The sequence below is a fragment of the Paeniglutamicibacter sp. Y32M11 genome (assembly GCF_019285735.1).
In the GTDB taxonomy this organism is placed as follows: Bacteria; Actinomycetota; Actinomycetes; order Actinomycetales; family Micrococcaceae; genus Paeniglutamicibacter.
In genome coordinates this window covers 40,488-65,317 of sequence record NZ_CP079107.1, presented here as the reverse complement: position 1 = coordinate 65,317, position 24,830 = coordinate 40,488, and the positions used below count along the sequence as shown (strand labels likewise).

The following is a 24,830-nucleotide window of genomic DNA, read 5'->3' as shown; positions in this document are numbered from 1 at the left end:
CCGATAGTCTGTGGAGACTATGAAACGGAATCGAATAATTGTCCTGATCAGCGCGAGTGCTGCGGGAGCCGCTGCGACTATTAGCTGGCTCTCCGTGCGCCGGCTTGTTGACCGTAATCGACCCGCTTCAATCGCGCCCGTGGTTGGCATTGCCACCTCGGCGCGAAAAGTCGCCCTAGTGTTAAATCCTTCCAAGTCAGGAACGGATGAAGCCATCGCCGCGGTGAAGCATGTCTGCGCCGAAGCGGGGCTGGCCGAACCTCTAGTCTTTGAAACGGAAGTTGATGATCCGGGCCAGGGCGCTGCCCGTAAGGCTCTTGACGCAGGATGCGACGTGGTCATTGCCGCTGGCGGCGATGGAACGGTGCGGGCGGTGGCCGAGATCTTGCGCGACACCGAGGCTTCGCTCGGACTGATTCCCTTGGGCACCGGCAACCTGTTGGCGCGCAACGTGGATGTTCCGCTCGACGACATGGGAACCGCCGCGTTCGGCGCCATCCGCGGACCCGTACGCACCATTGACACCGGCTCGATCACCTTGGACCACGTTGATGGTCACACCAGTGAACATGCGTTCTTGGTCATTGCCGGCATGGGCACCGATGCGGACATCATGGATGACACCAATGAGGATCTCAAGGCGCGCGTTGGCTGGCTGGCGTATTCCGAGGCTGGCGTTCGGCATATGCCGGGCAAGCGCAAGAAGATCTCCATTTCGCTTGACGGGGGCGCCGAGCAAACTCGTAGTGTGCGCTCGGTGTTGTTCGCCAATTGTGGCAAATTGCAGGGTCTGGATTTGGTACCCGACGCCAAGATCGACGACGGCGTCTTGGACGTGGTCGTGCTCAGCCCGCGAAGCGCTGCCGGGTGGGGTTGGATCATCCTCAAGACCGCTTTCCGGTCTCGCGGGGCTATTCCTGTGATGGGTTTCTACCCCAGTGCGTCGCTGGCTGTTCGCTGCCATGAACCCATGAATACCCAGATCGACGGCGACGCCACGGGTTTGGTCAACGGACTTAAGGTCTCGGTGAAACCTGCATCATTGAAGATCCGGCTGGGATAAGGCGCACCCACGTTATCGGTGTGCCCCATCCCGCGGTGAGCATCTAGTGTTCTAGATGCCCTTTTAGGCCGGCGACCCACGCGTGCGCCGCGGAGAAGGCCGAATCGGAATTGTGCGCATCCACGCTGGACGAGAGGCCATCGGCGGCCGGATATGACCCGAGGAATCGTAGGTCGGGGCACACTCGGTGCAGTCCGGCCAGGGCATCGGCGACACGTTCCTGGGCCAGGTGTCCGTCAACGTCCACGGAGAAGAAGTACTTGCCCAGTCCGGCGCCTGTTGGGCGGGACTCAATGCGACTGAGGTTCACCCCACGCACGGCGAATTGTTCCAAGATCTCCATCAGTGCGCCGGGGCGGTCTTCGGCCAATGGCAGGATGACGGTGCTCTTGTCCACGCCGGTTGGCGCCGGGATCGCTCCGGGCCGGGAGACCAAGACAAATCGGGTGACTGCTCCCTCATGGTCTTCGATGCCTTCGCGCAGGATTTTCAGGCCGCGCTCCTCCGCCACCAGTGGTGAGCAAATTGCCGCGTCGTGGTTTGTTTCGGAGTCCAGCAGCGCCAGTGCGCCGGCGGCGGTAGACGATGCCGGGATAAATTCCGCGTCCGGAATATTCGCTTCGGCCCACCCGCGGCACTGCGCCCAGGCGTGTCCGTGAGTGGAGATGGATCGAATCTGCTCCAACGAATCAATCTCCTGACGCACCGCCAAAACAAAGGTGATGGAGACCAATGCCTCGGCCCGGATTTGCAGAGCCTCACCGGTGGCGATGGCGTCGAGTGTCGCCGAAACTCCGCCCTCCACCGAATTTTCGATGGGCACCATCGCAGCGTCCGCCCGGCCGGTGCGAACCAATTCCAGGGCGGCATTAACGTTGGCGGCGGGTACCCGCTGCGCGTCTCGAGCTCCGGGGACCTGTAGGAGGGCCGCCTCGGTGAAGGTGCCGGCAGGACCCAAATAGGTATAGATCATCGGACGTTGGGTTCCTGCCCGTTTTCACTGGCTAACGCCAAGCCGGCTTCCAGCCAGGCTCCGGAGCCACCGGCGATGTTCAGTGCCGTATAGCCCTGGCCAACCAGCCATGCTGCAGCCTGTGCCGATCGCCCACCGGTACGACAGATGATGTAGGTGTCCACGTCGGGATCAAGCTCGTCGATGCGCAGTGGCAACTCGGCCAGCGGGATATGGATGGCCCCCACGGCGTGCCCCTCGACCCACTCGTAGTCCTCACGAACGTCCAGGATCAGCGCCCCGGCGGGCACCTGCTCCACCGAAACCGTCTCAAAATCACTCATGGTCCTCCTTTGATCACCGGTTGTTCTTACTTCGTCCCCAGCCTATATCGCGTGGGTGGGCGGCCATGTGTTTGGTGAAGCCGATATGTCACCCCTGTCAGGGGTTGCAGCGCCGATACCGTGGAGCCCGGGAAACGCGGATCTCTTCCCGCGAATCCGTACTAGTCTCGAAGGTGGCTAGGTGCTCCGTAACAACAAGTCAAAGTGCACCGTGTTGATGGCTGCGCATGACCCGCCCTCCCGATGTCCAAGGAGTCAAAGATGTCCCAAATATCCGCGCTGACGGCGCTTGAGCTGCGTGATGCCCTACACCGCGCAGAAATCAGCGCTCGTGAAGCGTCCGAGCACTATTTGGCTCGGATCCAGGAGCTTAATCCCGGACTCGGATCGTTTGTCACGATCACTGCGGAGCGAGCCTTGGACGCCGCGACGCGCGCCGATGAGCACTTGGCCGCGGGTGGGCCCCTAGGGATGCTCCATGGCATGCCCCTGGCCTATAAGGATCTGTTGGATGTAGCGGGCGTCGTCACCGGGTACGGAACCGCCGCCCTAGAACCCGCCATCGCGCCGCGGGATTCGCCGTTGGTGGCCACCCTGACCAGGGCCGGGGCCATTTCCCTGGGCAAAACCCAAGTCCCGGAGTTCGGACTCAGCTCTCACTCGGAGAATGATGTCTCCCCACCGGCACGCAACCCGTTGAACCGGGCGCTTTCTGCCGGCGGCTCCAGCGGCGGTGAGGCCGCCGCGGTGGCCGCAGGAATGCTTCCCTTCGGACCAGGGAACGACGGTGGCGGATCGGTACGCATCCCGGCCTCGGCCTGTGGATTGATCGGACTGAAGCCAACCCTGGGCACGATCCCCGCCGACGTGCTGGACGGAAGGGTTGATAGCTTTGGCGCGCCTCGACTCACCGTTTCTGGCCCGCTGGCCCGCACCGCACTCGATGCGGCGTTGCTGTTGGACGCCATGATCGACCCGAGCTGCGAAACCACCCTCGAGGCACTTTCTGGCGGTGCCATCGAGTCGTTGCGTGGATTGCGCATCGGCATCAGCACCCTCAGCCCCTTCGCTTCTCTCTACGAGATTCGTTTAGCGCCCGAGGCCCACGCCGCGTTAGCGGCGGGTATCAAGGCCCTGGGGACCCGGGGTCACCACCTTGAGGAAGCGGAGATCTTCTACGACACCGCCTACCCCGAAACCTTCTCCACGGTGTGGACCAGCGGACTGGCCGCCGCTCCCATTCCGGCCGGCCGCGAAGAGAAACTGGGAACACTCGCGCGGTCCTTCAGGGAGCGTGCCACGGCACGGGAACGCAACACCTCTCTTGCCGCAGCAGTTCGCCTCGGCGAGATCGCAGCGGATATGCGTACTCAGTGGGGACGCTATGACGTGGTGTTGACCCCGGCCATGGCCCACACGCCCCCGGAAATCGGCTTTTATACGGGGCAGGATGCGGACACCGACTACATGCGCCAGTGCCAGTACACGCCGTTTACCTCGATGGTGAACGTCTCCGGTCTGCCAGCCATTACGGTGCCCACCTTCACCACCGCAGGGGGGCTGTCGATGGGTGTGCAAATGATTGGCCGAGCGGGTTCGGAACTGCAGCTATTGGCCCTCGCCGCACAAATATCCGAAATGTGAGATTGATCTACAAAGTGGGCATGGCGTGGGTCACGAGCGAAAAATTGATGACATGTCTATATCCACCTCGCTGAAGGATCAGTCCTCGACCGGTTTCTTTGGCCACCCAAAAACGCTTTCGAATCTGTTCAGCATCGAGATGTGGGAACGATTCTCCTTCTACGGGATGCAAGCAATCCTGGCGTACTACATGTACTTCTCGATCGCCGAGGGTGGTCTGGGGCTCTCCAAAGACCTGGCACTCTCCCTCGTTGGCGCCTATGGCGGTGCCGTTTACCTGAGCACCATCCTTGGTGCCTGGGTAGCGGACCGGCTGTTGGGTTCCGAGAAGGTACTGCTTTGCGCCGCCATCATGATCATGGCCGGACACGTCGCCCTGGCAGTGCTTCCGGGCGCGGCAGGACTCGCCGCGGGCCTGATTCTCGTTGCCGTGGGCTCGGGCGGGCTCAAGGCCAACGCCACCGCCCTGGTCGGTTCGTTGTATGCCAAGGACGACACTCGCCGCGACGCTGGCTTCTCAATCTTCTACATGGGCGTGAATATCGGTGGCCTCATTGGCCCGTTACTCACCGGCTTCCTGCAGCTACGCTGGGGTTTCCACATCGGCTTCGCTGCCGCAGCGGTAGGAATGCTCATTGGCCTGGTGATTTACATCAGCGGTCGCAAAAACCTGCCCAATTCGGTTCAGGTTGTCAGCAACCCGCTGCCGGTGAAGGAACGCAAGGCGTACCTGATTGGTGCCGTGGCCTTCATCGTTGTTGTCATCGCAGCCTTCTCCCTGAAGATCGTGACCCCCGAGTCATTGGCCCGCACCATCGCCTACGTGGTCATCGTGGCCTCGATCATCTACTTCACCCTGATGCTGCGCTCCAAGCGAGTCACTGCGGTAGAACGCAAGCATGTGCTGGCCTTCATCCCGCTCTACATCGCGTCCACAGCATTCTGGGCACTGTTCCAGCAGCAGTTCACGTTCATCGCCGTCTACTCGCAGGAACGTCTGGACCGCTCACTGTTCGGCTGGGAAATGCCGGCCTCCTGGGTTCAGTCCATCAACCCGGTCTTCATCATCGTCTTGGCCGGCGTCTTCGCGGCGCTGTGGACCAAGCTGGGCAATCGCCAGCCGGGCACCCTGGTCAAGTTCTCCGTGGCCCTGCTGGTAGTTGGTGTGGCTTTCTTGGTCTTCATTCCGTTGGACTCCTTGGAAAAGACCCCGCTGTTGGCTCTGGTCGGCATCCTGCTGCTGTGCACCGTGGCAGAGCTGCTGCTGAGCCCCATTGGCCAATCGGTGACCACCAAGTTGGCTCCGGCCGCCTTTGGCACCCAGATGATTGCGCTCTTCTTCCTCTCGGTGTCCCTGGGCACCACGCTGGCCGGCATTCTGGCCGGTTTCTACACCGAGGGCAATGAGATCACTTACTTCCTGGCGCTGGGCGGCACGGCAATAGTGCTGGGCATCGCCCTGCTGCTGGCTTCCCCCGCTCTCAAGAAGCTGATGGGCGAGGTTCGCTAAGACGACTCACAAAATGGCGGCCACCAGACCCGGATTTTTTCCCGGTCCGGTGGCCGCCAGTTTTTAATGATCCGTGTGGCATTCGCTCCCGGGCACTTCCTTTCCTGCCAGTGACCCAAGACCGTCGTGAGCGTGCACCACTCCAAGCGCAAGGATTAGCGCTGACTCCTGCTCAGCTGGCGGACGCACCTTCTGTGCCGGGTAAGCCCGCGGCCATTCCCGCCCACAGAAGGTCGGTTGTTGCGTGAACCAAAGCATCGGTGGAGGTTCCATCAAGGAAGTTGCTCGAGGCCAGTACTGCAGCCCCATGAAGGCTGACGAAACATACCTGCGCCAGCGTCTCGCGCTCACCTGGTGCCACGGCGCCGGCGTCTTGGGCTTCGGTTATGAGAGCCCTCGTTATTTTCATACCGTCTTCGCCAATGGAGCGCAGTTCCGCGCTGGCATCGGGATGGTGTTTGGTGGAGTACATGACCGCCAGCAGTGCCGGGCGAGTGACGGCAAAGTTCACGTAGGCACGAGCGATCTCGACAAAACGTGCGCGATGGTCCCCGGAAGTGCGGGCCGCCTCAGTGATCCGGGCATTCATGGCGAGGAAGCCGCGAAGGGCGAGGGCATCAAGAAGTGCCTGCTTGTCGCGAAAATGTTTGCCCGGGGCTGCATGGCTCACGCCCGCGTCCCGTGCGAGTTGCCGCAGTGAAAGTCCTTCGACTCCTGCTTCTTCAATAAATTCCGCCGCACGGTCCAGTAACACTTCGCGGAGCTTTCCGTGGTGGTAAGGCTGATCGATCATATGACTAGCATAGCCGCGATGTAGCCATTGACAACTATGGTGCCACTGCCTACTATGTTGTCATCGCCTACTTCGGTTATTCATTCAACGAACGGATCTACCATGACCAAGACCATGACGTACACCCAGACCACGGCGCTGATCACCGGAGCGAGCTCCGGGCTAGGCGCGGAGTTTGCCACTCGATTGGCAGCGCGCGGAGCCAACCTTGTTCTAGTTGCGCGCAGAATCGATCGACTTGAGGACCTCGCGAAGGAGTTGCGTACGGCTCATGGAATTTCGGTCACGACGTTGTCAAAGGATTTGATCCATCCGGGAGCCGGTGCGGAACTCCGCGATGAACTCGCGGGCAGGGGCATCAGCATCGATACGTTGATCAACAACGCGGGTTTCGCCACGAGCGGCCCGCTGGTTGAGGAGGATCCCGCGGTGATCGCCTCGGAGATCGCACTGAATGTGGCGACCCTGGTCGACATCACGCGGGCTTTTCTGCCGGAAATGCTCGCCTCGGGACGGGGCGCACTGATCAACGTGGCCAGTACCGCGGGATTCCAGCCCGTACCGGGGATGGCGGTCTACGGAGCAACAAAGGCATTTGTCCTCAGCTTCACGGAAGCCCTGGCTTATGAGACGAAGGCTGCCGACCTCCGCGTGCTCGCACTCTGCCCGGGAGCTACCCGCACCGAGTTCTTTGACGTGCTCGGCAACCAGGATGCGGCCGTTGGACGGCTGCAGAGTGCCAGCGCGGTCATCACTACCGCACTGCGTGCCCTCGATCGCCGAAAGACCCCCGTCAGCGTCGTTTCAGGCGTGGGGAATCGAGTACTTGCCGCAGCGGCTCAGCGCCTCCCCCGACCCGTCTCACTTGCCATGGCCGGAAGCGCCGTTAAGTAATCGTGTGCCGGGCGAGGCTGGGCTCGCACGGCCACGAGTGTCAGCGGGTTATGGCATACCAGTGGAGGCAAGGATGGGAACAAAGATCAACAGCAACAGCACAAACCCGAAGACGAGTGCATCCAGGTAGCCGGTGATGAGTCCGGTGATCGCCATCCGGCCCATATGCGGTTCGCGGCGCAGGGCGAGGTGCCCGCAGATAGTGGCCACAAGCTCGGGAACCAAGAGCAATCCGCCCGTGAGCAGTCCAATAATTCCTGCCACCATCGCGGCAATGGACAACGCCCCGGACGCGGCTGGGACAACCATCGGATCTCCAGGCACGCGATATCCCTGCTGCGGAGACGGCATCTGAGGATACCCAGGGGGCTGTGGTTGGCCCTGCCGAACGTGGCTGTTCTGCCCCAACCGCTGGTTAGTGAGGCGAGGGATTGTGGCGGAGCCGGATACGAACTAGCGGACCAGCGGGGCTTGCCGGCCCCAGAAATGCGCTCCTGGCCTTTGCTCGTGCCGTTCATCCTCAGGCACGCCCACGTTTCCCATCGTTCGCGATCACGCCGTTTTTCCCGTGAATGATGCACGGTGATTCGTCGCTGTTGCTGGCTTCCAGCTGAGCCAGTAAGCACGAACACAGCGCGCTCACACTGACCACTCAGGATCCGGTGCCAGAGTTGAGCACATGGACACGGACAAACCGGAAGCGGCAGCAAGTATGCACCACCGACACCATGCAGTTCCCCCGTATCTTTTGGCTTCCATGGCCGCCTGTGACGGGGCGTGGGAAGTGCCGGATTCAATGCGCGAGTTCATCTCACCTCCGCCCTCCGTTGACAAGGCTATAGGGCGGGTCTCCGCGTCCCGTACTCGCATCGCTACCTTGGCCCGCCAAACCATGCTGCTGGATCAGGCTCTGCTGCACGAACGCACGACAGCACACCACAAACTCACTTGGCTCATTGAGCCGACCGGCAGGCTGCACCGGATCATTTCCGATGCTCAGGGCGTGGAGATTACCCCCGGTACCTTGATCCGTTCCGAAGGCCAAAAACCCAGTGAGGACATCGACGTCAACCGGGCCTATGACGGGCTGGGGCACGTCTACGGATTCCTCGCGGATCTGTTCAAACGAAACTCACTGGACGGCGCCGGACTGGTGCTGCGTGGCACGGTGCACTATGGCGAACATTATGACAACGCGTTCTGGGACGGCACGCAAATGGTGATGGGCGACGGAGACGGCGAGATCTTCAATTCCTTCACCTCTTCACTCTCGGTGATCGCCCACGAACTGGGCCACGGCCTGCTGCAGTACACCACAAACTTGGAGTACCAGGGCCAGTCCGGGGCATTAAACGAATCCATCGCCGACGTTTTTGGCGCGCTGGTGGAGCAATTTGTGGCGGGTGAGGATGCCGCCAACGCCAGCTGGCTGATCGGCAAGGGCCTATTCACCGACGCGGTCGCCGGTGTCGCATTGCGCTCCATGATCGAACCCGGAACCGCCTACAACGATTCGATTCTGGGGAAGGATCCACAGCCGGCCACCATGGCCGAATATGTGAAGACCACCGAGGACAACGGCGGAGTTCATCTGAACTCCGGCATTCCCAACCGGGCGTTTGCGCTTTTTGCCAAGTCGCTGGGTGGAAATGCTTGGGAAACCGCTGGTTCGCTGTGGTTCAACGTTATTGCTACCCGCGCGCTGCCCAAAGACGCAGACTTCGCTACCTTCGCCGAGCAAACCCTGCTTCAGGCCCGACGCGATCATGGGACAGGTTCGACGGTCGAAAGCGCACTGAAGCAGGCCTGGGACACGGTCGGCGTGGTGCCACGCCTGAAGGAGAGCGACGATGAGTGAGGCACTGCGCATCCGTGTGGTGCGCTCCGGAGGTGTGGCCGGTATGTCTCGGCGCGGGGTCCTGGACTTACCCGTTCAGGAGCCCTCCGGTCAGCAGGATCCGGATTGGTTCACGATGGCTCATCAGGCGCTGAATCAATTGCGTTCCATTCAGGAACCGGCGCCAGCACCCGAGGTCCGTGATGCCTTCATCTGGTCCCTCAATATCGACGGCGAGGACCACGTGGTGCCCGATCGACTCCTAGTCGGCCCCGCTCGAACCCTGGCCGAACACGTCATTACGCTCCGCGGGGCACGCTCATAGCTCGGAGTCGACGCCAACGGGAGCACGACGTCATGTGCCCGATGACCCGGGTCAAAGACAAAAAGAATGAGAAACTGGCTCCATGGCCCATCCTCGCGCCGGGACACCGGCATTGCCCCAAGACCTCATCAATCTCTCAGAAGTACGCGATGCGTACTTTGAGATCCACCCGGATCCCTCGAATCCCGACCAGCGCGTCGCCTTCGGCACCTCGGGACACCGCGGCACCTCACTGAATGGCTCATTCAACGAGGACCACATTGCGGCCATCACCCAGGGCATCGTGGAATACCGCCGCGGCGCCGGGATCACCGGTCCACTGTTTGTTGGCAAGGACACCCACGCGCTCTCGGACCCGGCACAAGATACCGTGCTGGAAGTTCTGGCCGGCAACGACGTTCTCATCCTCACCGACGCTCGCACCGGATTCACCCCCACCCCCGCGCTGAGCCATGCGATCCTGAAGCACAACGCCAATAAATCCGCACCACGCGCTGATGGCATCATCATCACTCCCTCGCACAACCCACCGGCCGATGGCGGATTGAAGTACAACCCTCCGCACGGTGGACCGGCCGATACCGACGCCACCTCGTGGATCGCGAACCGCGCCAATGAGTTGCTGGAGGCCAAACTGGCCGGGGTTAAGCGCATGTCACTGGGCGCCGCGCGTCTGGGTGGCAAGATCGGTGCCTTCGACTTCATGGCGTCATACGTCAACGACCTGCCCTCGGTCCTAGATCTGGACGCCATCCGCTCCTCGGGGCTGCGCATTGGCGCGGATCCGATGGGCGGGGCGGCGGTGGACTACTGGGGCGCGATTGCCGAGACTCACAAACTGGATTTGACCGTCGTGAATCCCGGGGTGGATCCACGCTTTGCGTTCATGTCCCTGGATACCGACGGCAAGATCCGAATGGACTGCTCCTCGGCCAATGCGATGGCCTCACTGATCGCCGCCCGTGCCTCCTTTGATATCTCCACGGGCAACGATGCGGACGCCGACCGGCACGGCATCGTCACCCCCGATGCCGGGCTGATGAACCCGAATCATTTCCTGGCCGTCGCGATCGAGTACTTGTACACGCACCGCACCGGCTGGTCACCCGATACCAGCATCGGCAAAACACTGGTCTCCTCCTCCATGATCGATCGGGTCGCCACTTCCTTGGGGCGCACCCTGGTGGAGGTCCCGGTGGGCTTCAAGTGGTTTGTTCCGGGATTGCTTGATGGCACCGGGGCCTTCGGTGGCGAGGAATCCGCCGGCGCGTCCTTCCTGCGCCATGACGGTGGCACCTGGACGACCGATAAGGATGGCATTTTGCTGGCCCTGCTGGCCAGCGAGATCACCGCGGTTACCGGTTCTAGCCCGTCGGTGCACTATGGCTCATTGGTGGCGCAACATGGCGCCCCGAGTTATGCGCGGATTGACGCCGAGGCCAACCGCGAACAAAAGGCGCGACTGGGCAACCTTGCCGCCACCGATGTGTCGGCGCGGATGTTGGCCGGCGAAGAGATCACCGCACGGCTCACCGAGGCTCCGGGAAATGGGGCGAAGATCGGTGGCTTGAAGGTCACGACCGAGAACGCCTGGTTCGCCGCACGCCCGTCGGGTACGGAAGACAAGTACAAGATCTATGCCGAGTCGTTCCTGGGCGATGAGCATTTGGCTCGGGTTCAGGCCGAGGCCAAAACGATCGTTGATACGGTGCTCGGCTAGTCACGCTGCGGTTTCTCTAGGTAGCTGGGAATCCTCAAAGGCCCCAACCTGTATCTATTCCATGTATGGAATAGATACAGGTTGGGGCCTTATTCTTTTTCTCCTTGAGGACTTAGAGCATTCTGTCGATGATCTTTGACTTGGCCCAGGTGTATGGCGGGTAGACGGCCCGCATCGTATCCACCACGGTGGTCTTACCCAATACCGCACGCATTTGCGAGAGCCGCTCGAACCCATGCCGTCCGTGGTATGAACCCATTCCGGAGGTGCCCACGCCACCAAAGGGCAGCGTTGGAACGGCAAGGTGCACGTTGGGCGCGTTGTGCACGATGGCCCCGGCCCGCACCTGATCCCCATAGGCCGATTGCAGCCGCGGGTTCTCACTGAAAAGGTAGGCGACCAACGGGTTTGGACGCGCATTAACAAAACGCACCGCAGCATCAAAACTCTCCACCGAGATGATCGGCAGGATCGGTCCGAAGATCTCCTCCCGCAGCAGCGGGGAATCAGGATCGATGTTGATCATGACGGTCGGTTCAATTTTCAAGGTGTCCTCGTCGTAACCTCCACCGATGAGCACCTCGCCGTCCTCTAGACAGGCGACCAGGCGGTCAAAATGGGCTCGGTTGACGATGCGCCCATAGTCCTTACTCAGCAATGGATTTTTGCCGTAGAAGGAGGTGATGACCTTCGCCAAGGATTTCTCCAGCGCTCGCGCCGAGTCTCCGACCGCCAAGACATAATCCGGAGCCACGCAGGTCTGACCCGCATTCATAAACTTCCCGAACACGAGACGACGCGCCACCGCGGCGCTAGCTCCGTCCATCACCACGGCCGGGGACTTACCACCCAACTCCAGGGTCACCGGGGTGAGCTGCTGGGCCGCGGCGACGGCCACAATCTTGCCCACGCGCTCCCCACCGGTGTAAAAAATGTGGTCAAACTGCTGCTTGAGCAGCACCGTGGTGGTTGAGGCTCCACCCTGAACAACGGCACAGGCACGCTGATCAAGGAACTGAGGAATCAGTCGACCCAATAGTGCCGAGGTCGCCGGGGCCAGCTCCGAAGGCTTCAGAACCGTGACGTTGCCAGCGGCAATGGAGGCAACCAGCGGCGCAAGGATCAACTGCAGCGGGTAGTTCCAGGCACCGATGACCAGCACCACGCCCAGCGGCTGTGGCTCGATTTTCGCCGCGGCCGGCTGGAGGGCCAACGGGATCTTCACCGACTTGGATTCCATCCACTCCGAGAGATGCAGCTGCGCATGATCAATCTCCACGCGCACCATGTCGATCTCGGTCATCTTCGCCTCCACCGGACCCTTGCCCAGGTCATCGGCGAGCGCGTCGAGGAAGTCCTGTTCATGGGCCTCCAGCATGCGTTCGAGCGCCTTGAGCTGCGAAGCCCGAAAACGGCGAGGGTGCGCAAGCCGAGTGGACACCACATCGTGCATCGATGCGACGAGCTCAACGATATGCTCCGGCAAGGTGGTGACTACCTGCGGCAGCTCAAGCTGATTCAGCGCCGTCGAGCCACTGGGTGCGACGGGATTCGGGGGTGTAGGAAAAGTGCCCATAGCTCCGAGCCTACGTCGCGTACCCTCCTGCCATAAAGACCGCCACGATTCATCACCTCACCGGCGCGCTGAGCCACGACATCGACTTGTCCCCGCGTGAAGCAAGTCGATAGGCTCAAGGGCAGTGACACGGGGTGCCGGCGCATAGAGCCGGCTGAGAAAAGACCCGTTGAACCTGAACTAGTTAGTGCTAGCGGAGGGATGTCGCCAATGCCTGCCATTGCGCCTTCATATTTTCTTGACCCCGGCGTACTCGCCGACACCCTGGAATCGATGCGTGCCGGTGCACCGTTGGTCCAATGCCTGACCAATGCCGTGGTCACCAACTTCACCGCCAATGTGCTGCTGGCCGCTGGCGCTTCTGCCGCCATGGTTGATTTCCCCGGTGAATCCGGGGACTTCGCTGCGCTGGCCTCGAGTGTGTTGGTGAATTTGGGGACACCCGGGAGCGAACAACGCGCTTCGATGCGCGAGACGGTGGCCGCGGCTACCGTCGCACACACCCCGTGGGTCCTGGACCCGGTGGCCATCGGCGCGCTGCGTATCCGCACGTCTCTGGCCCATGAATTCGCCGCGGCTTCCCCCACGGTGATTCGCGGCAATCCCTCGGAAATCCTGGTGCTGGCCGGGAGTGGAGGTGGCGGCCGCGGAGTTGAATCCACCGACTCGGTAACTGCTGCGGCCCACGCCGCGCGGCAACTGGCCCTACGCACCGGAGCGGTGGTGGCGGTTTCCGGCGCCACGGATCTGATCACCGACGGCAGACGCAGCGTGCACGTTCACGGTGGCAGCCCCATGCTCACCCGGATCACCGGCGGCGGCTGCGCCCTGGGGGCCATCTGTGCAGCGTTTCTTCCAGCCCACCCCGATCCACTGGTGGCCACGGTGAGTGCTCATGCCTTCTACTCGGCCGCCGCAACGCGCGCCGAGGCCATGTCCTTGGGCCCGGGCTCCTTCGCCCCCGCTTTCCTCGATGCCCTGCACTTACTATCCCCCGAACAGCTTCGTGCCACGGCGGTATTCTCATGAGCCCGAGCATTACCCGTGGTGTATATCTGGTGGCAGATTCGGCCTCCACCGCCGGGCGGGAACTTCACGACGTGGTGGCCCAGGCCGTGGCCGGCGGTATCAGAACCGTTCAACTGCGTTGTAAGGACACCTCCGCCGCGGAATTCCTGGACATCGTTCTGGCCTGCGCCAAGCACACCGACGGGCGCGCGGATCTGCTGATCAACGATCGAGTGGACGTGTATCTGGCGGCCCGTGCCGCCGGGGCCTCGGTACAGGGTGTGCACATTGGCCAGTCGGATCTTGGCCCGGCCGTGGTCCGTCAACTCATTGGCCCCGACGCCATCCTGGGACTCAGCGCCGCTACGGCGCAGGAAATTCGGGTCGCCAATACTCTCGAGGAGCACCTACCCGGGACCATTACATATCTGGGTGTTGGCGCGGTACACGCCACCCCCACCAAAAAGGATCATCCCGAGCCGCTGGGTCACGTCGGCCTGGCCCGCGTGGTGTTATCCACCAAGCTGCCGGTGATCGCCATCGGTGGGATTCATGAAGAAGACGTGAGCCCACTGGCCGCCGCCGGGGCAGCGGGAATTGCCGTGGTGCGGGCCATCTGCGCAGCCGATGACCCACTTGCCGCCACCCTCCACCTGAGCGAACTCTGGGAAGAGAGCACCCGATGACCCATTCCGCCACGGCGAACCACACACCCAGCATCAAGAACATCCTCTCCATTGCCGGTTCCGACCCCTCCGGGGGTGCCGGGATTCAGGCAGACTTGAAGTCCATCGCCGCCGCCGGGGGCTACGGCATGGCGGTCATCAGCGCGCTGACAGCACAGAACACTCGTGGGGTCCGGGCGGTGCACGTTCCCCCCGCCTCCTTCCTCACCGAACAACTCACCGCCATCTCCGTTGACATACACATCGACGCGATCAAAATCGGCATGCTGGCCAATGCCGAGGTCATCACCGCGCTGGGTGACTGGCTGAACACGATCCGCACCCCTACCGGACTGGCAGGTGCCATGGTGCCGACGGTCATCCTTGATCCGGTCATGATTGCCACCAGTGGGGACAGCCTGTTGGATCCCTCCGCCGATGCGGCCCTGCGCCAGCTCTTCACCCACGCCGATGTCATCACCCCCAATATTCCGGAGCTCGGCGTGTTGGCTCGCGGAACGGTGGCCACAACCTGGGAGCAAGCGGTTGGCCAAGCACGCGCGGTGGCAGCCGAATACCAGCTATTGGTGTTGGCCAAGGGTGGGCATCTGGAAGGAACTAGCTGTAGGGACGCATTAATTGACGCCACCGGTGCGCTCACCGAGGTCAGCTCCCCGCGCCTGGACACGCAGAACACGCACGGTACCGGCTGCTCACTCTCCGCCGCTCTTGCCACTCACTATGCCCACGGCGGGGATTGGCCCACCGCGCTGACACAGACCAAGACCTGGCTGACCGAGGCCATTACTCGCTCAGATGATCTGCGGGTGGGGCACGGCCACGGACCGCTCAATCATCTGGCCACACTCTGGGATCGAGCACCCGAGGGGGCCGACGAGGACCCCATGCCGCACTGGTGGGAAGAGATCACCCCCATCCTCACCGGGATTAATCAGCTCTCCTTCATCACTGAGCTGTCCGCTGGCACCCTAGCGCTTGAACACTTTGAGGACTACCTCGGCCAGGACGCGCTCTATCTGCGCGGCTACGCCAGCGTCATGTCCAAGGCCTCGGCACTGGCCCCCGACGAGGCGGCTCGACGCTTCTGGGCGGCAAGTGCCGTGAGCTGTCTGGAGGAGGAGCTAGCGCTGCACCGCGGCCGACTGGGAAACCAGATCCCGGAACCGAGTCCCGCCACCGACGCCTACCTGAATCATCTCTCCTCCAGCGCGCATGACTACCCCGTGCTGGTAGCTGCCCTGCTGCCGTGCTTCTGGATCTATCAGGACGTGGGCAGGCGGTTGGCTGCCGCCAACCATCCAGGCCATCCCTATGCGGATTGGCTGAGCAATTACGCCTCCGAAGAGTTTGACGCTCTCACCCGGGAAGCCATCAACATCACGCGGGACGTGCTGCATCACGCCGAGCCTTCCACGTGGGAGTCCATGTGGCGGGCATTTGAGGTTTCCTCCCTTCACGAGCTGGCCTTCTTCGCCCAGACCGGCGCGGACACGGGGCAGCAAAGCGACCCGGTATTAACCACCCAGAAAGCACCGGCGGTTTAGCGGCCAGCGCTCACTTTCGCGCCTCATCACCGCGGTGTTCGTGGGGATGGGTAAAATGCACTCGGGGGTTTTGCCTTTCGCCGAACCCCCGACGGCATGTTGCACCACACCCAGCGCCCGGAAGGCACACCCATGAGCAATCGATTCGGCATTGGCTGGTCGCTGCACGGCGACGGCAAGTCCATCTCTCCCGGGGATGTGGTTGCCCCCAACGAGCGGTTGCACTGGCCGCAGACCATCTCCATTGGCGTGCAACACGTGATGGCGATGTTCGGTTCCACCGTTTTGGTCCCGGCGCTCACCGGTTTCCCGGCGACCACCACACTGTTCTTCTCCGGTGTTGGCACGCTGCTCTTTTTGATCTTCACCTCCGGCCGGGTGCCCAGCTATCTGGGTTCCTCCTTTGCCTTTATTGCCCCGGTATCCGCGGCCATGGCCGGCCACGGCATGTCCGGGGCACTGGGCGGCATCGTCGTTTCGGGTGTGGCGCTGTTTATCATCGGTGTGATCGTGCAGAAATCCGGCACCGGATGGATCCACGCGCTGATGCCACCGGTGGTGATGGGCACCATCGTCGCGTTGATCGGCCTCAACCTGGCCTCCGCCACTCTCACCCCGATGAAGGAGTTCCCGCTGACCACCTTCGCCACGGTGCTGGCCATCGTGGTTTCCGCCGTGTTGTTTAAGGGTCTGCTGGGACGCCTGTCCATCCTGGTGGGCCTGGTCATCGGCTACCTGGTGGCGCTGGCCCAGGGTCAGGTGAACTTCGAACCCATCAAGACGGCCGGATGGTTGGGTCTGCCGGCCTTCTCCACCCCGAGCTTCCACCTGGATACCCTGCTGGTCTTCCTGCCGGTGGTCTTTGTACTGCTCGCGGAGAACATCGGACACGTGAAAACCGTGGGTTTGATGACCGGACGCGATCTTGATGACGTGAATGGCCGGGCGATCATGGCCGACGGCGCCGCCACGATGTTGGCGGGATTCGGCGGCGGATCGGGCACCACCACCTACGCGGAGAACATTGGTGTGATGGCCTCCTCGCGCGTGTACTCCACCGCCGCCTACTGGATCGCCGGTTTTGTCGCAATCCTGGTGGCCTTCTTCCCGAAGTTTGGCGCGGTCATCAATACCATCCCCGCCGGGGTCTCCGGCGGGGCTGGCATCGTGCTCTACGGCATGATCGGGATCATTGGTGCCAGGCTCTGGGTGCAGAACAAGGTCGACTTCTCAAACCCGATCAACCTGATGACCGCCGGCACCGGCCTGATCATCGCCATCGCCATCACCTCGGATTTGGCCTTCGGAGACGTGAAGCTCGGCGGCATCGCCATGGGTACCGTGGCCACCCTGGTCATTTACCATCTGATGCGCTCCATCGCGAAGGCGCGGGGCACCGAACCGATCAACAACGATCAAATCGGTGGGGCCACACACTCCAAGATCGGCTAATTAGCTCGCGGCGGGTGCAAAAGACCGGGCGGGGAACCTGAAAAGGTTCCCCGCCCGGTCTTTTGCTGCCAGTGCTCCGTTCAGCGCCGGCATGGTTAACCGATGATGGTCAACGGCGGCTCGATGGCCAGCTCCTCATCGCGCGTGAGCTTCTTGATGCTAGAGGTTAGCGGTGAACCATCATCACGCTGGGCGGCATACACCGCCTCAATGCTCGGCTCTCCTTGGAGTACCGGTCCCTGATCATCCAGGGCGATGGAACACTGTGGGTGCTCTGGAGACAGGGTGTAGGAGACACCGCGCACCCAGAAGGTGATTTCCAGTTCACCGCGGCGCAACGAAGCGGTGAACACGTCCGCCGTGAGTACAAAGTGCACACTGGCATCCTCACGGCGCAGCGAGAACTCCAATCCGTCCCAACCCACCGGGAGCCGCGGGTCAAAGAGCCATTCGCCGGTGTCATCACGCAGCCCGCCGAATCCGTAGACCAGAGCCGCCCAAACCCCGCCGGTGGAGGCCACGTGCACCCCATCGGCCGAGTTGCCGTGCAGGTTCAGCAGATCCACATTAAGCGCATGCTCAAAGTAGGAGAGGGCCAGATCCGCGTACCCGACCTCCGCGGCAAGGATTGATTGCACGGTGGCCGAGAGCGTGGAGTCCCCGGTCGTTATCGGGTCGTAGTAGTCAAAATCCGCCCGTTTTTGTTCCTTGGTGAAATCGGAGGATCGCAACCACAACGCCATCACGGTATCGGCCTGCTTGAGCACCTGGAACCGGTAAATCACCAGCGGGTGGAAATGCAGCAACAGGGGGCGGTGCTCCGGTGCCGTGCCCTTCATGTCCCACACCTCGCGGTCCAGGAACCCCTCGTCCTGCGGGTGAATGCCCACGGTCTCGGAGAAGGGGATGAACATGGCCATCGCCGCATCTTTCCAGTCGCGGATTTCCCGCTCACTGACGGCCAGCTCCTCGATGATGCGCGTGTGATCCTCGGGGAACTCGCGCGCCAAGAAATCCATGACTTCCACGGCGTAGTTCAGGTTAAAGCGCGCCATCACGTTGGTGAAGGTGTTGTTGTTTACCACCGCGGTGTACTCATCTGGGCCGGTCACCCCATGGATGTGGAAGCTGCGACCATTGCTGGCCTCGCGCCAAAACCCCAGTGAGTTCCACAGCCGGGCGGTTTCCACCACAATTTCAGCCCCACCGCCAAGCAGTAGCCCGGTATCCCCGCTGGCCCCCACATAACGTGCCAGGGAATATACGACGTCCGCGTTGATATGGTACTGCGCCGTCCCCGCCGGGTAGTAGGCGCTGGCCTCCTCACCGTTGATGGTGCGCCAGGGGAAGAGGATGCCATGTTCGTTCAGTGTTGCCGCCCGCCGCCGCGCTGCTGGAATCATCGAGACGCGCGCACGCAAGGCATTGCGTGCCCATTGCGGGTTGGTATAGGTCAAGAACGGCAGGACGTAGATCTCGGTGTCCCAGAAGTAGTGTCCCGAGTATCCATTGCCCGAAACGCCCTTGGCGGAGATCCCCAACCCATCCGAGCGGGCCGAGGCCTGCGCCAGGGCAAAAATGTTCCAGCGTACGGCTCGTTGGAGCAGCGGGTCGGTGTGTACCACCACGTCCGCGTTGTTCCAGAATTCGCTGAGGAACTCACGTTGGGCCCAGAACAGCTCGTCGGCACCCCGTGGCACCAGGTGCTTGAGCGCGCGCACGGCGCGGTTGGTCATTTCCGTCGTATCGTGGCGCCGCGAGGAGGCGAAGGAGGCAAACTTGTCGATGTGCAGCGCCTCGTCCGCCTGCAGGTAGGCGGAAACCGTGTGTTCCACCCGGTCATCACTGACGCTAGATTGCTCCTCAATTTCGGTAGTGTCCCCGGCGATACGCACCACGTGGGCGATCGCGGCGGACACGGCCATGTTCGAGCCACGCACGTAGTATCCCAGCGCGCAGATACCGTCCTTTTCCCAAGTCCCGCCCGGGCTCAGTGATTCCTCGTCGCTACGCTGGCTCTTCCGCGGGTCAAATGGCACCTCCCCGGCATCAGACTCGGCGGGAGTGGGTACCGGTGTATGGCGGGCTTGGCCGATTAAAGCGGATTGCACAAAAACATGTGCCGGTGCATCAAGCAGCCGCACGGTGACCCTGAACAAAGCTAGGTGGCGTTCGGAGAAGGAAATCATGGACCGGGTGCGCACCATCACGCGGTGCCCCTCCGCCGTGCGCCAGAGCGTGTCGGAGATCAGCGTGCCGTCCTTGAAGTCCAGCCGCAGCTCGTCCTTGAGGATCTCGGTGCGCCCGATTTCTAAGGCCTCATCGTTGATGTAGACGCGCACGGTGCGCGCATCCGGGGCAGGAACCATGGTCTGTCCGGTCTCGGCGAGCCCAAAGGCCGATTCGGCGTGACGGATCGTCCACGTCTCGTGCAACCCATTGATGAACATCCCCTCGGTGCTCTCGCCGATGCCCAGCGAATCCCCACGCATCCCCAGAAAACCGTTGCCCAGAGAGAAGATCGTTTGTTCTTCCGCCGGGTCTACCGGGCGCGGGTGTTCGCGGGTGTAGGACCAAGCGTCGAGGTTGAAGTCGTCGCGAGCGGTCTGGTTCACCAACTCCTGAAGGTCGTTCACTACGAGGTCGGCGCCGGCTTCACGCAGCGCTTCCGCTGGCTGATCCCGTGTCACACCAATAACTAGGCCGAATTCGCCGGCGGCTGCCGCCCGAACACCGGAGATCGCGTCCTCGATGACAACACATTCATTGGCGCTCCAGCCCAGGTCTGCGGCTGCGGCCAGGAAGGTATCGGGGGCTGGTTTGCCTGGCAGGGCGCGTTTGGAGGCTTCGTCTCCACCCACAACCACGGAGAATTCCCCGCGGAGCCCCGCCGCTTCCAGTACGTCATGGGCGTTGCGAGAGGAAGAAACCACTGCGACCTCGAGCCCGGCGGCCTGAATGTGGCGTAGGTAGGCCACGGACCCTGGGTAGGGTTCGATACCCGTTTTGTGCAGGATTTCGCGGAACACCGAGTTCTTCGCGTTCCCCAGGGCACAGACACTCCCGGATCCCGGCTCATCGGTGCTTTCGCCCCACGGCAACTCGATGCCGCGGTCCGCAAGGACTGCCGCAACCCCCTCGTACCGTGGGCGTCCGTCGAGCAATCCAAAGTAATCGTTTTCGGTATAGGGCCGTTTGACCCCCGTCTCGGTGAAAAAATTCTCAAAGAGCTGTTGCCAGGCTTTACGGTGCACCTCGGCGGTGGGTGTTAATACCCCGTCCAGGTCAAAGAGCACGGCCTTGAAATCGCGGCGCCGGTAGGCGGCACCAACGGCAAGGGCTTCACGCATCGTGTGGAATTCCCTTCTGTGTCCCGCGACGCGCGCCCGGTGTGCTCGGCGGATCCGCAGGGTTCTGCAGAGAAAAGCCGGGTATTTAGGGCACTGCGCCGCCTCAACGGCTTTCCCGTTGCACCTCAAACCGGGGGCATGTGCTCCCGGCTTCCATGCCTACGGGTCCTGCTTACTCCAGCCTAACCACCTCAACGGCGGCGCGTGAAGGGTGGGCGGCAATTCTTCGTATCTTCATGTCAAACTGGCCACGCATCCCAAAGGTTCAAGTCAATTCGTAATTGTTACCAGAAATTTGGACTCTCAACCTTGAAATGTGAGCCGAGTCTCTACATGATGAGCAGGTAGGGGAACCAATATCTATCATTGACCAGTGTTTCCCCGCCTTCATGGGGGACCTTAACGGTGATCCAACGGGCAGCCCGATTCCCAGCAGTAGATCCTGATGGGAGCTGGACACCCGCGGCACTCGCAGCCGACGGAGCACGGCTTCCCTGTCCATCTTTAGCAGCGGGCGGCCGTGGCCACCGGATCAAGTAGGAGGAACGATGAGGAAGACACAGCGGGGGAAGGTTTATGCCTCCTTGGCATCACTGGGCGTTGCCGCCCTGGTACTGACCGGTTGCGGCGGAGGTCCCGGAGCACCGGAGACCAGTGCCGCAAGCACCGGTTCGGGCGCCGCTACAGGCAAGGCGGAGGTGACCGTCTACGGCACCATCGCCGATGCGGAAGCCAAGTTGTTGGAGAAGTCTTGGGCAGACTGGTCCGAGGAAAACGACATTAAGATCAAGTACGAATCGTCCAAGGAATTTGAGACCCAGATTGCCGTCCGCGCTCAGGGCGGCAATGCCCCGGATCTGGCCATCTTCCCTCAGCCTGGCCTGCTGGGCGATCTCGCCACGCGCGGCTTCCTGAAGGCAGCGCCGGAAGGTGTGAAAGCGAATGTGGCATCGGGCTGGTCCGAGGACTGGGCCAAATACGGAACCGTCGACGGCACCCTTTACGGCGCCCCGCTGATGGCCAGCGTGAAGGGCTGGGTCTGGTATTCGCCGGCCGAATTCAAAGAAAAGAGCTACGAGGTCCCCACCACGTGGCAGGGGTTGCTTGACCTGACCGAGCAAATGGAAAAGGACAAGGGCAAGGCTCCTTGGTGCGCGGGCTTCGGCTCCGGCGATGCAACTGGCTGGCCGGGGACGGACTGGGTGGAGGACTTGGTACTACGCCAGGCCGGGCCCGAGGTCTACGACCAGTGGGTCGCCAACGAGGTGAAGTTCACCGATCCGAAGATCAAGTCGGCTCTTGATGAGGTCGGCAAGATCCTCAAGAACCCCAAGTATGTCAACGCCGGTTACGGCGATGTGGCATCCATCAACGCCACCGCCTTCGGCGATGTGGCCGACGTCTTGGTTTCCGGCGACTGCTCGCTTCACCACCAGGCGTCCTTCTTCAGCGGATTCATCACCGATGCCGGCGGTAAGGTCGGCCCCGACGCAGATGTCTGGGGCTTTGTTACCCCGTCGATGGACGGTGCGGGCAATTCGGTGACCGGCGGTGGCGAAATCGTCGGAGCCTTCAGCGATGACCCCTCGGTGATCAAGGTACAGGAATACCTTTCCAGCCCCGAGTGGGCCAACTCCCGCGTGAAACTTGGCGGTGTACTCTCGGCCAACAAGGGCCTTGACCCGGCCAATGCTTCTGATCCGTTGCTGGAGGAAGCGGTGAAGATCCTGCAGGATCCCGCCACCACCTTCCGCTTCGACGCCTCGGATCTGATGCCGGGTTCCGTGGGCTCGGGTTCCTTCTGGAAGGGCATGGTCGACTGGATCAACGGAACCGATTCGGAGACCGTTTTGAAGGCCGTTGAGGCCGGCTGGCCCTCCAAGTAGCGCCACCACTTCAGCTGGGGCCGGGAGGCCATAACGCCTCCCGGCCCCAGAACCATCCCCCTCCCGTATAGACACCTTCGCCCACTTTCCTCGCCGCGTTTCCTGCCCCGGTTCACCGGCCAGTGACCAGTTTGCGGCGCGGGCGCTCGCTCAAAGGCAGGCTACCGACGCATCATGACATTCTTCCTGAAATGGCTCAGCACGCTGCCGCCACTGGCACAGGTCCCCGTGGTCATCGGGGCCTTTCTCGTGGCCGCGGCCATGCTGCTCTTCCTGATCGAACTCGCTCCGCGGCGCGGGCGAAAATACACGATCATCCGCGCGGTGGCCTGCGTCGCGATCCCCCTTGTGATGGTCGCATTGCTTGATTCCTACACCTGGGCCATTGCCGGTGCCGGTTTACTGGGTTTACTGCTCTTCTGGTTGGACTACCGTTCGCGGCAAGGGGCAGGATATCTTTTCGCACTGGTGGGTTTCCTCTCCCCCGCGTTGCTCTTGTTGGTGGTTGGACTCGTCATTCCCACCATCCAGACCACCATCGCCTCCTTCATGAATTCCCGCGGCACCGAATTTGTGGGCATGGAGAACTTCATCTGGATCTTCACCCAGCCATCGGGGATTCGTACGGTGCTCAATACCGTGCTCTGGGTACTCATTGCCCCCGCGGTATCCACGATTGCCGGGCTGGCCTACGCGGTATTCATCGACAAGTCCCGCGGAGAAAAGTTCTTCAAGATCCTGGTCTTCATGCCCATGGCGATCTCCTTTGTTGGCGCCTCGATCATTTGGCGCTTCATCTACACCGCACGCCCGGCCGACGGGCAGCAGATTGGCTTGCTCAACCAGGTCATTGTCTGGGCCGGCGGGGAACCGGTGCAGTTCCTGCAGGAATCTCCGCTGAACACCGTGGCGCTGATCGCGGTGTTGATCTGGGTCCAAACAGGCTTTGCCATGGTGATCCTCTCCGCCGCCATCAAGGGGGTGCCGATCGAGCAGTTGGAGGCCGCGGAACTGGACGGCGCAAGCGCCTGGCAGCGCTTCGCCAACGTCACGCTGCCCGGGATTCGTTCCTCATTGGTGGTCGTGTTGACCACCATCTCGATCGCCTCACTGAAGGTCTTTGACATCGTGCGGACCATGACCGCCGGGGCAAATGACACCTCGGTGATCGCCAACGAAATGTATACCCAGTTCCGAAACTTTGAGGGCGGCAGATCGGCCGCCTTCGCCGTCATTCTCTTCATCATGGTGATGCCGATCGTCATCTACAACGCTAGGCAGATCAAGATGCAAAGGGAGCTGCGCTGATGTCCACCCTCACCACCACCGAGCCCAAGTCCCCCGCCGGAAAGCCACGTCCCGTGGCCTCGCTGGCCAAGACCCGATTGACCAATCGCTGGGCGACACTCGCCGCGCTGGTGATCGCTACCCTGTGGACCGTCCCCACCATCGGGCTCTTGGTTTCATCCTTCCGCCCCGCCCAGGAGGTGCGTACCACCGGTTGGTGGACGATCTTTGCCCATCCGGGTCTCACCACCGATAACTACTCGGCGGTACTGCAAGCGGGCAATTCACAGCTGACCATGGCCGGATCCTTCATCAACTCCATCGCCATCACGCTGCCGGCAACATTAATCCCGCTGGTCTTGGCAACGCTTGCCGCCTATGCCTTCGCCTGGATGCGTTTCCCCGGCAAGGATTTGGTCTTCATCCTGGTCTTCGCCCTGCAGATTGTCCCCATCCAGATGGCGCTGGTGCCGCTGCTGCGGCTATTTGCCGTGGGGGAAATTTTTGGTTTCCCCATCATTGGCGCCTTTGGTTCGGCCGGATACGCCCAGGTGTGGATCGCGCACACCATCTTTGCCCTTCCCCTGGCCATCTTCCTTTTGCACAACTTCATCGCCGAAATCCCCAATGAGATCATCGAGGCGGCCCGCGTGGATGGGGCAAGCCACGGCCAGATCTTCTTCCGCATCGTACTTCCGCTCACGGCACCGGCCATTGCCGCGTTTTCCATCTTCCAGTTCCTCTGGGTGTGGAATGACCTTTTGGTCGCGCTGATTTTCGCCGACGGCGCCGTCGCCCCGATCACCAAGCTATTGGCCGAGATCACCGGTAGTCGTGGGCAGGATTGGCACCTGCTGACAGCCGGCGCCTTCGTCGCGATGATCGTGCCACTGGCAGTGTTCTTCGCCCTGCAGCGCTACTTTGTCCGTGGACTCATGGCGGGTTCCGCTAAGGGGTAG

The 24,830-nt window shown here is 61.9% G+C and carries 20 protein-coding genes and 1 riboswitch; of the genes, 14 read left to right on the top strand and 6 right to left on the bottom strand.

Annotated elements, in window-relative coordinates:
- The first annotated feature begins 19 nt into the window (after window positions 1-19).
- A complete protein-coding gene (locus KUF55_RS00305) occupies window positions 20-1,063 on the top strand; it encodes a diacylglycerol kinase family protein (RefSeq protein WP_218817650.1) in 1,044 nt (347 codons plus the stop codon).
- 43 nt (window positions 1,064-1,106) lie between these two features.
- Here the strand turns inward: KUF55_RS00305 and pheA are convergent, their stop codons facing one another.
- Entirely contained in the window at window positions 1,107-2,036 is a 930-nt protein-coding gene (gene pheA, locus KUF55_RS00300) for a prephenate dehydratase (protein ID WP_218817649.1), read from the bottom strand.
- The gene (locus tag KUF55_RS00295; RefSeq protein WP_132360895.1) at window positions 2,033-2,359 is read right to left on the bottom strand and encodes a rhodanese-like domain-containing protein; all 327 of its coding nucleotides are present in this window, start codon (window positions 2,357-2,359) and stop codon (window positions 2,033-2,035) included. The genes pheA and KUF55_RS00295 overlap by 4 nt, the downstream gene beginning before the upstream one ends.
- A 261-nt stretch (window positions 2,360-2,620) precedes the next feature.
- Here KUF55_RS00295 and KUF55_RS00290 point away from each other — a divergent pair, with 261 nt between their 5' ends.
- Both KUF55_RS00290 and KUF55_RS00285 read left to right on the top strand, forming a co-directional pair.
- On the top strand, window positions 2,621-4,003 hold the full coding sequence (locus tag KUF55_RS00290) for an amidase (protein WP_218817648.1): 1,383 nt from the start codon (window positions 2,621-2,623) through the stop codon (window positions 4,001-4,003).
- A 52-nt stretch (window positions 4,004-4,055) separates the two neighbouring features.
- Complete coding sequence (locus tag KUF55_RS00285) at window positions 4,056-5,513, top strand: peptide MFS transporter (protein ID WP_218817647.1); 1,458 nt, start codon at window positions 4,056-4,058, stop codon at window positions 5,511-5,513.
- A 172-nt stretch (window positions 5,514-5,685) separates the two neighbouring features.
- Here KUF55_RS00285 and KUF55_RS00280 read toward each other — a convergent pair whose 3' ends face one another.
- Complete coding sequence (locus KUF55_RS00280) at window positions 5,686-6,306, bottom strand: TetR/AcrR family transcriptional regulator (RefSeq protein WP_132360889.1); 621 nt, start codon at window positions 6,304-6,306, stop codon at window positions 5,686-5,688.
- A 102-nt stretch (window positions 6,307-6,408) separates the two neighbouring features.
- Here KUF55_RS00280 and KUF55_RS00275 point away from each other — a divergent pair, with 102 nt between their 5' ends.
- Complete coding sequence (locus KUF55_RS00275) at window positions 6,409-7,200, top strand: SDR family oxidoreductase (RefSeq protein WP_218817646.1); 792 nt, start codon at window positions 6,409-6,411, stop codon at window positions 7,198-7,200.
- Window positions 7,201-7,248: 48 nt separating this feature from the next.
- Here the strand turns inward: KUF55_RS00275 and KUF55_RS00270 are convergent, their stop codons facing one another.
- Window positions 7,249-7,524 (bottom strand): hypothetical protein, encoded by a 276-nt coding sequence (locus KUF55_RS00270; RefSeq protein ID WP_218817645.1) that lies wholly within the window; start codon window positions 7,522-7,524, stop codon window positions 7,249-7,251.
- A 355-nt stretch (window positions 7,525-7,879) separates the two neighbouring features.
- Here KUF55_RS00270 and KUF55_RS00265 point away from each other — a divergent pair, with 355 nt between their 5' ends.
- From KUF55_RS00265 to pgm, 3 genes are all read left to right on the top strand, one after another.
- A complete protein-coding gene (locus tag KUF55_RS00265) occupies window positions 7,880-9,058 on the top strand; it encodes a M4 family metallopeptidase (protein WP_132360883.1) in 1,179 nt (392 codons plus the stop codon).
- Window positions 9,051-9,362 (top strand): hypothetical protein, encoded by a 312-nt coding sequence (locus tag KUF55_RS00260; protein ID WP_218817644.1) that lies wholly within the window; start codon window positions 9,051-9,053, stop codon window positions 9,360-9,362. Before KUF55_RS00265 ends, KUF55_RS00260 begins: the two co-directional genes overlap by 8 nt.
- 82 nt (window positions 9,363-9,444) lie before the next feature.
- The gene (pgm, locus tag KUF55_RS00255) at window positions 9,445-11,082 is read left to right on the top strand and encodes a phosphoglucomutase (alpha-D-glucose-1,6-bisphosphate-dependent) (RefSeq protein ID WP_218817643.1); all 1,638 of its coding nucleotides are present in this window, start codon (window positions 9,445-9,447) and stop codon (window positions 11,080-11,082) included.
- A 112-nt stretch (window positions 11,083-11,194) separates the two neighbouring features.
- Here pgm and KUF55_RS00250 read toward each other — a convergent pair whose 3' ends face one another.
- The gene (locus KUF55_RS00250) at window positions 11,195-12,658 is read right to left on the bottom strand and encodes an aldehyde dehydrogenase family protein (RefSeq protein ID WP_218817642.1); all 1,464 of its coding nucleotides are present in this window, start codon (window positions 12,656-12,658) and stop codon (window positions 11,195-11,197) included.
- A gap of 120 nt (window positions 12,659-12,778) precedes the next feature.
- Window positions 12,779-12,877: riboswitch (TPP riboswitch) on the top strand.
- Here KUF55_RS00250 and thiM point away from each other — a divergent pair.
- The 4 genes from thiM to KUF55_RS00230 all read left to right on the top strand — a co-directional run bounded on the left by thiM (window position 12,869) and on the right by KUF55_RS00230 (window position 17,348).
- Entirely contained in the window at window positions 12,869-13,687 is an 819-nt protein-coding gene (gene thiM / locus KUF55_RS00245; protein ID WP_218817641.1) for a hydroxyethylthiazole kinase, read from the top strand. Its footprint overlaps the riboswitch before it by 9 nt.
- Complete coding sequence (thiE, locus tag KUF55_RS00240) at window positions 13,684-14,352, top strand: thiamine phosphate synthase (RefSeq protein ID WP_218817640.1); 669 nt, start codon at window positions 13,684-13,686, stop codon at window positions 14,350-14,352. Before thiM ends, thiE begins: the two co-directional genes overlap by 4 nt.
- Window positions 14,349-15,896 carry a bifunctional hydroxymethylpyrimidine kinase/phosphomethylpyrimidine kinase gene (thiD, locus tag KUF55_RS00235; protein WP_218817639.1) on the top strand — a complete coding sequence of 516 codons (1,548 nt, stop codon included), beginning with the start codon at window positions 14,349-14,351 and terminating at the stop codon, window positions 15,894-15,896. Before thiE ends, thiD begins: the two co-directional genes overlap by 4 nt.
- A 132-nt stretch (window positions 15,897-16,028) precedes the next feature.
- Window positions 16,029-17,348 (top strand): uracil-xanthine permease family protein, encoded by a 1,320-nt coding sequence (locus KUF55_RS00230; protein ID WP_132360873.1) that lies wholly within the window; start codon window positions 16,029-16,031, stop codon window positions 17,346-17,348.
- Between the two features lie 95 nt (window positions 17,349-17,443).
- Here the strand turns inward: KUF55_RS00230 and KUF55_RS00225 are convergent, their stop codons facing one another.
- A complete protein-coding gene (locus tag KUF55_RS00225) occupies window positions 17,444-20,698 on the bottom strand; it encodes a beta-phosphoglucomutase family hydrolase (RefSeq protein ID WP_132360871.1) in 3,255 nt (1,084 codons plus the stop codon).
- 548 nt (window positions 20,699-21,246) lie between these two features.
- Here KUF55_RS00225 and KUF55_RS00220 point away from each other — a divergent pair.
- From KUF55_RS00220 to KUF55_RS00210, 3 genes are all read left to right on the top strand, one after another.
- The gene (locus KUF55_RS00220; RefSeq protein ID WP_218817638.1) at window positions 21,247-22,584 is read left to right on the top strand and encodes an ABC transporter substrate-binding protein; all 1,338 of its coding nucleotides are present in this window, start codon (window positions 21,247-21,249) and stop codon (window positions 22,582-22,584) included.
- A 174-nt stretch (window positions 22,585-22,758) separates the two neighbouring features.
- A complete protein-coding gene (locus KUF55_RS00215; RefSeq protein ID WP_132360867.1) occupies window positions 22,759-23,892 on the top strand; it encodes a carbohydrate ABC transporter permease in 1,134 nt (377 codons plus the stop codon).
- Complete coding sequence (locus KUF55_RS00210; RefSeq protein ID WP_132360865.1) at window positions 23,892-24,830, top strand: carbohydrate ABC transporter permease; 939 nt, start codon at window positions 23,892-23,894, stop codon at window positions 24,828-24,830. Before KUF55_RS00215 ends, KUF55_RS00210 begins: the two co-directional genes overlap by 1 nt.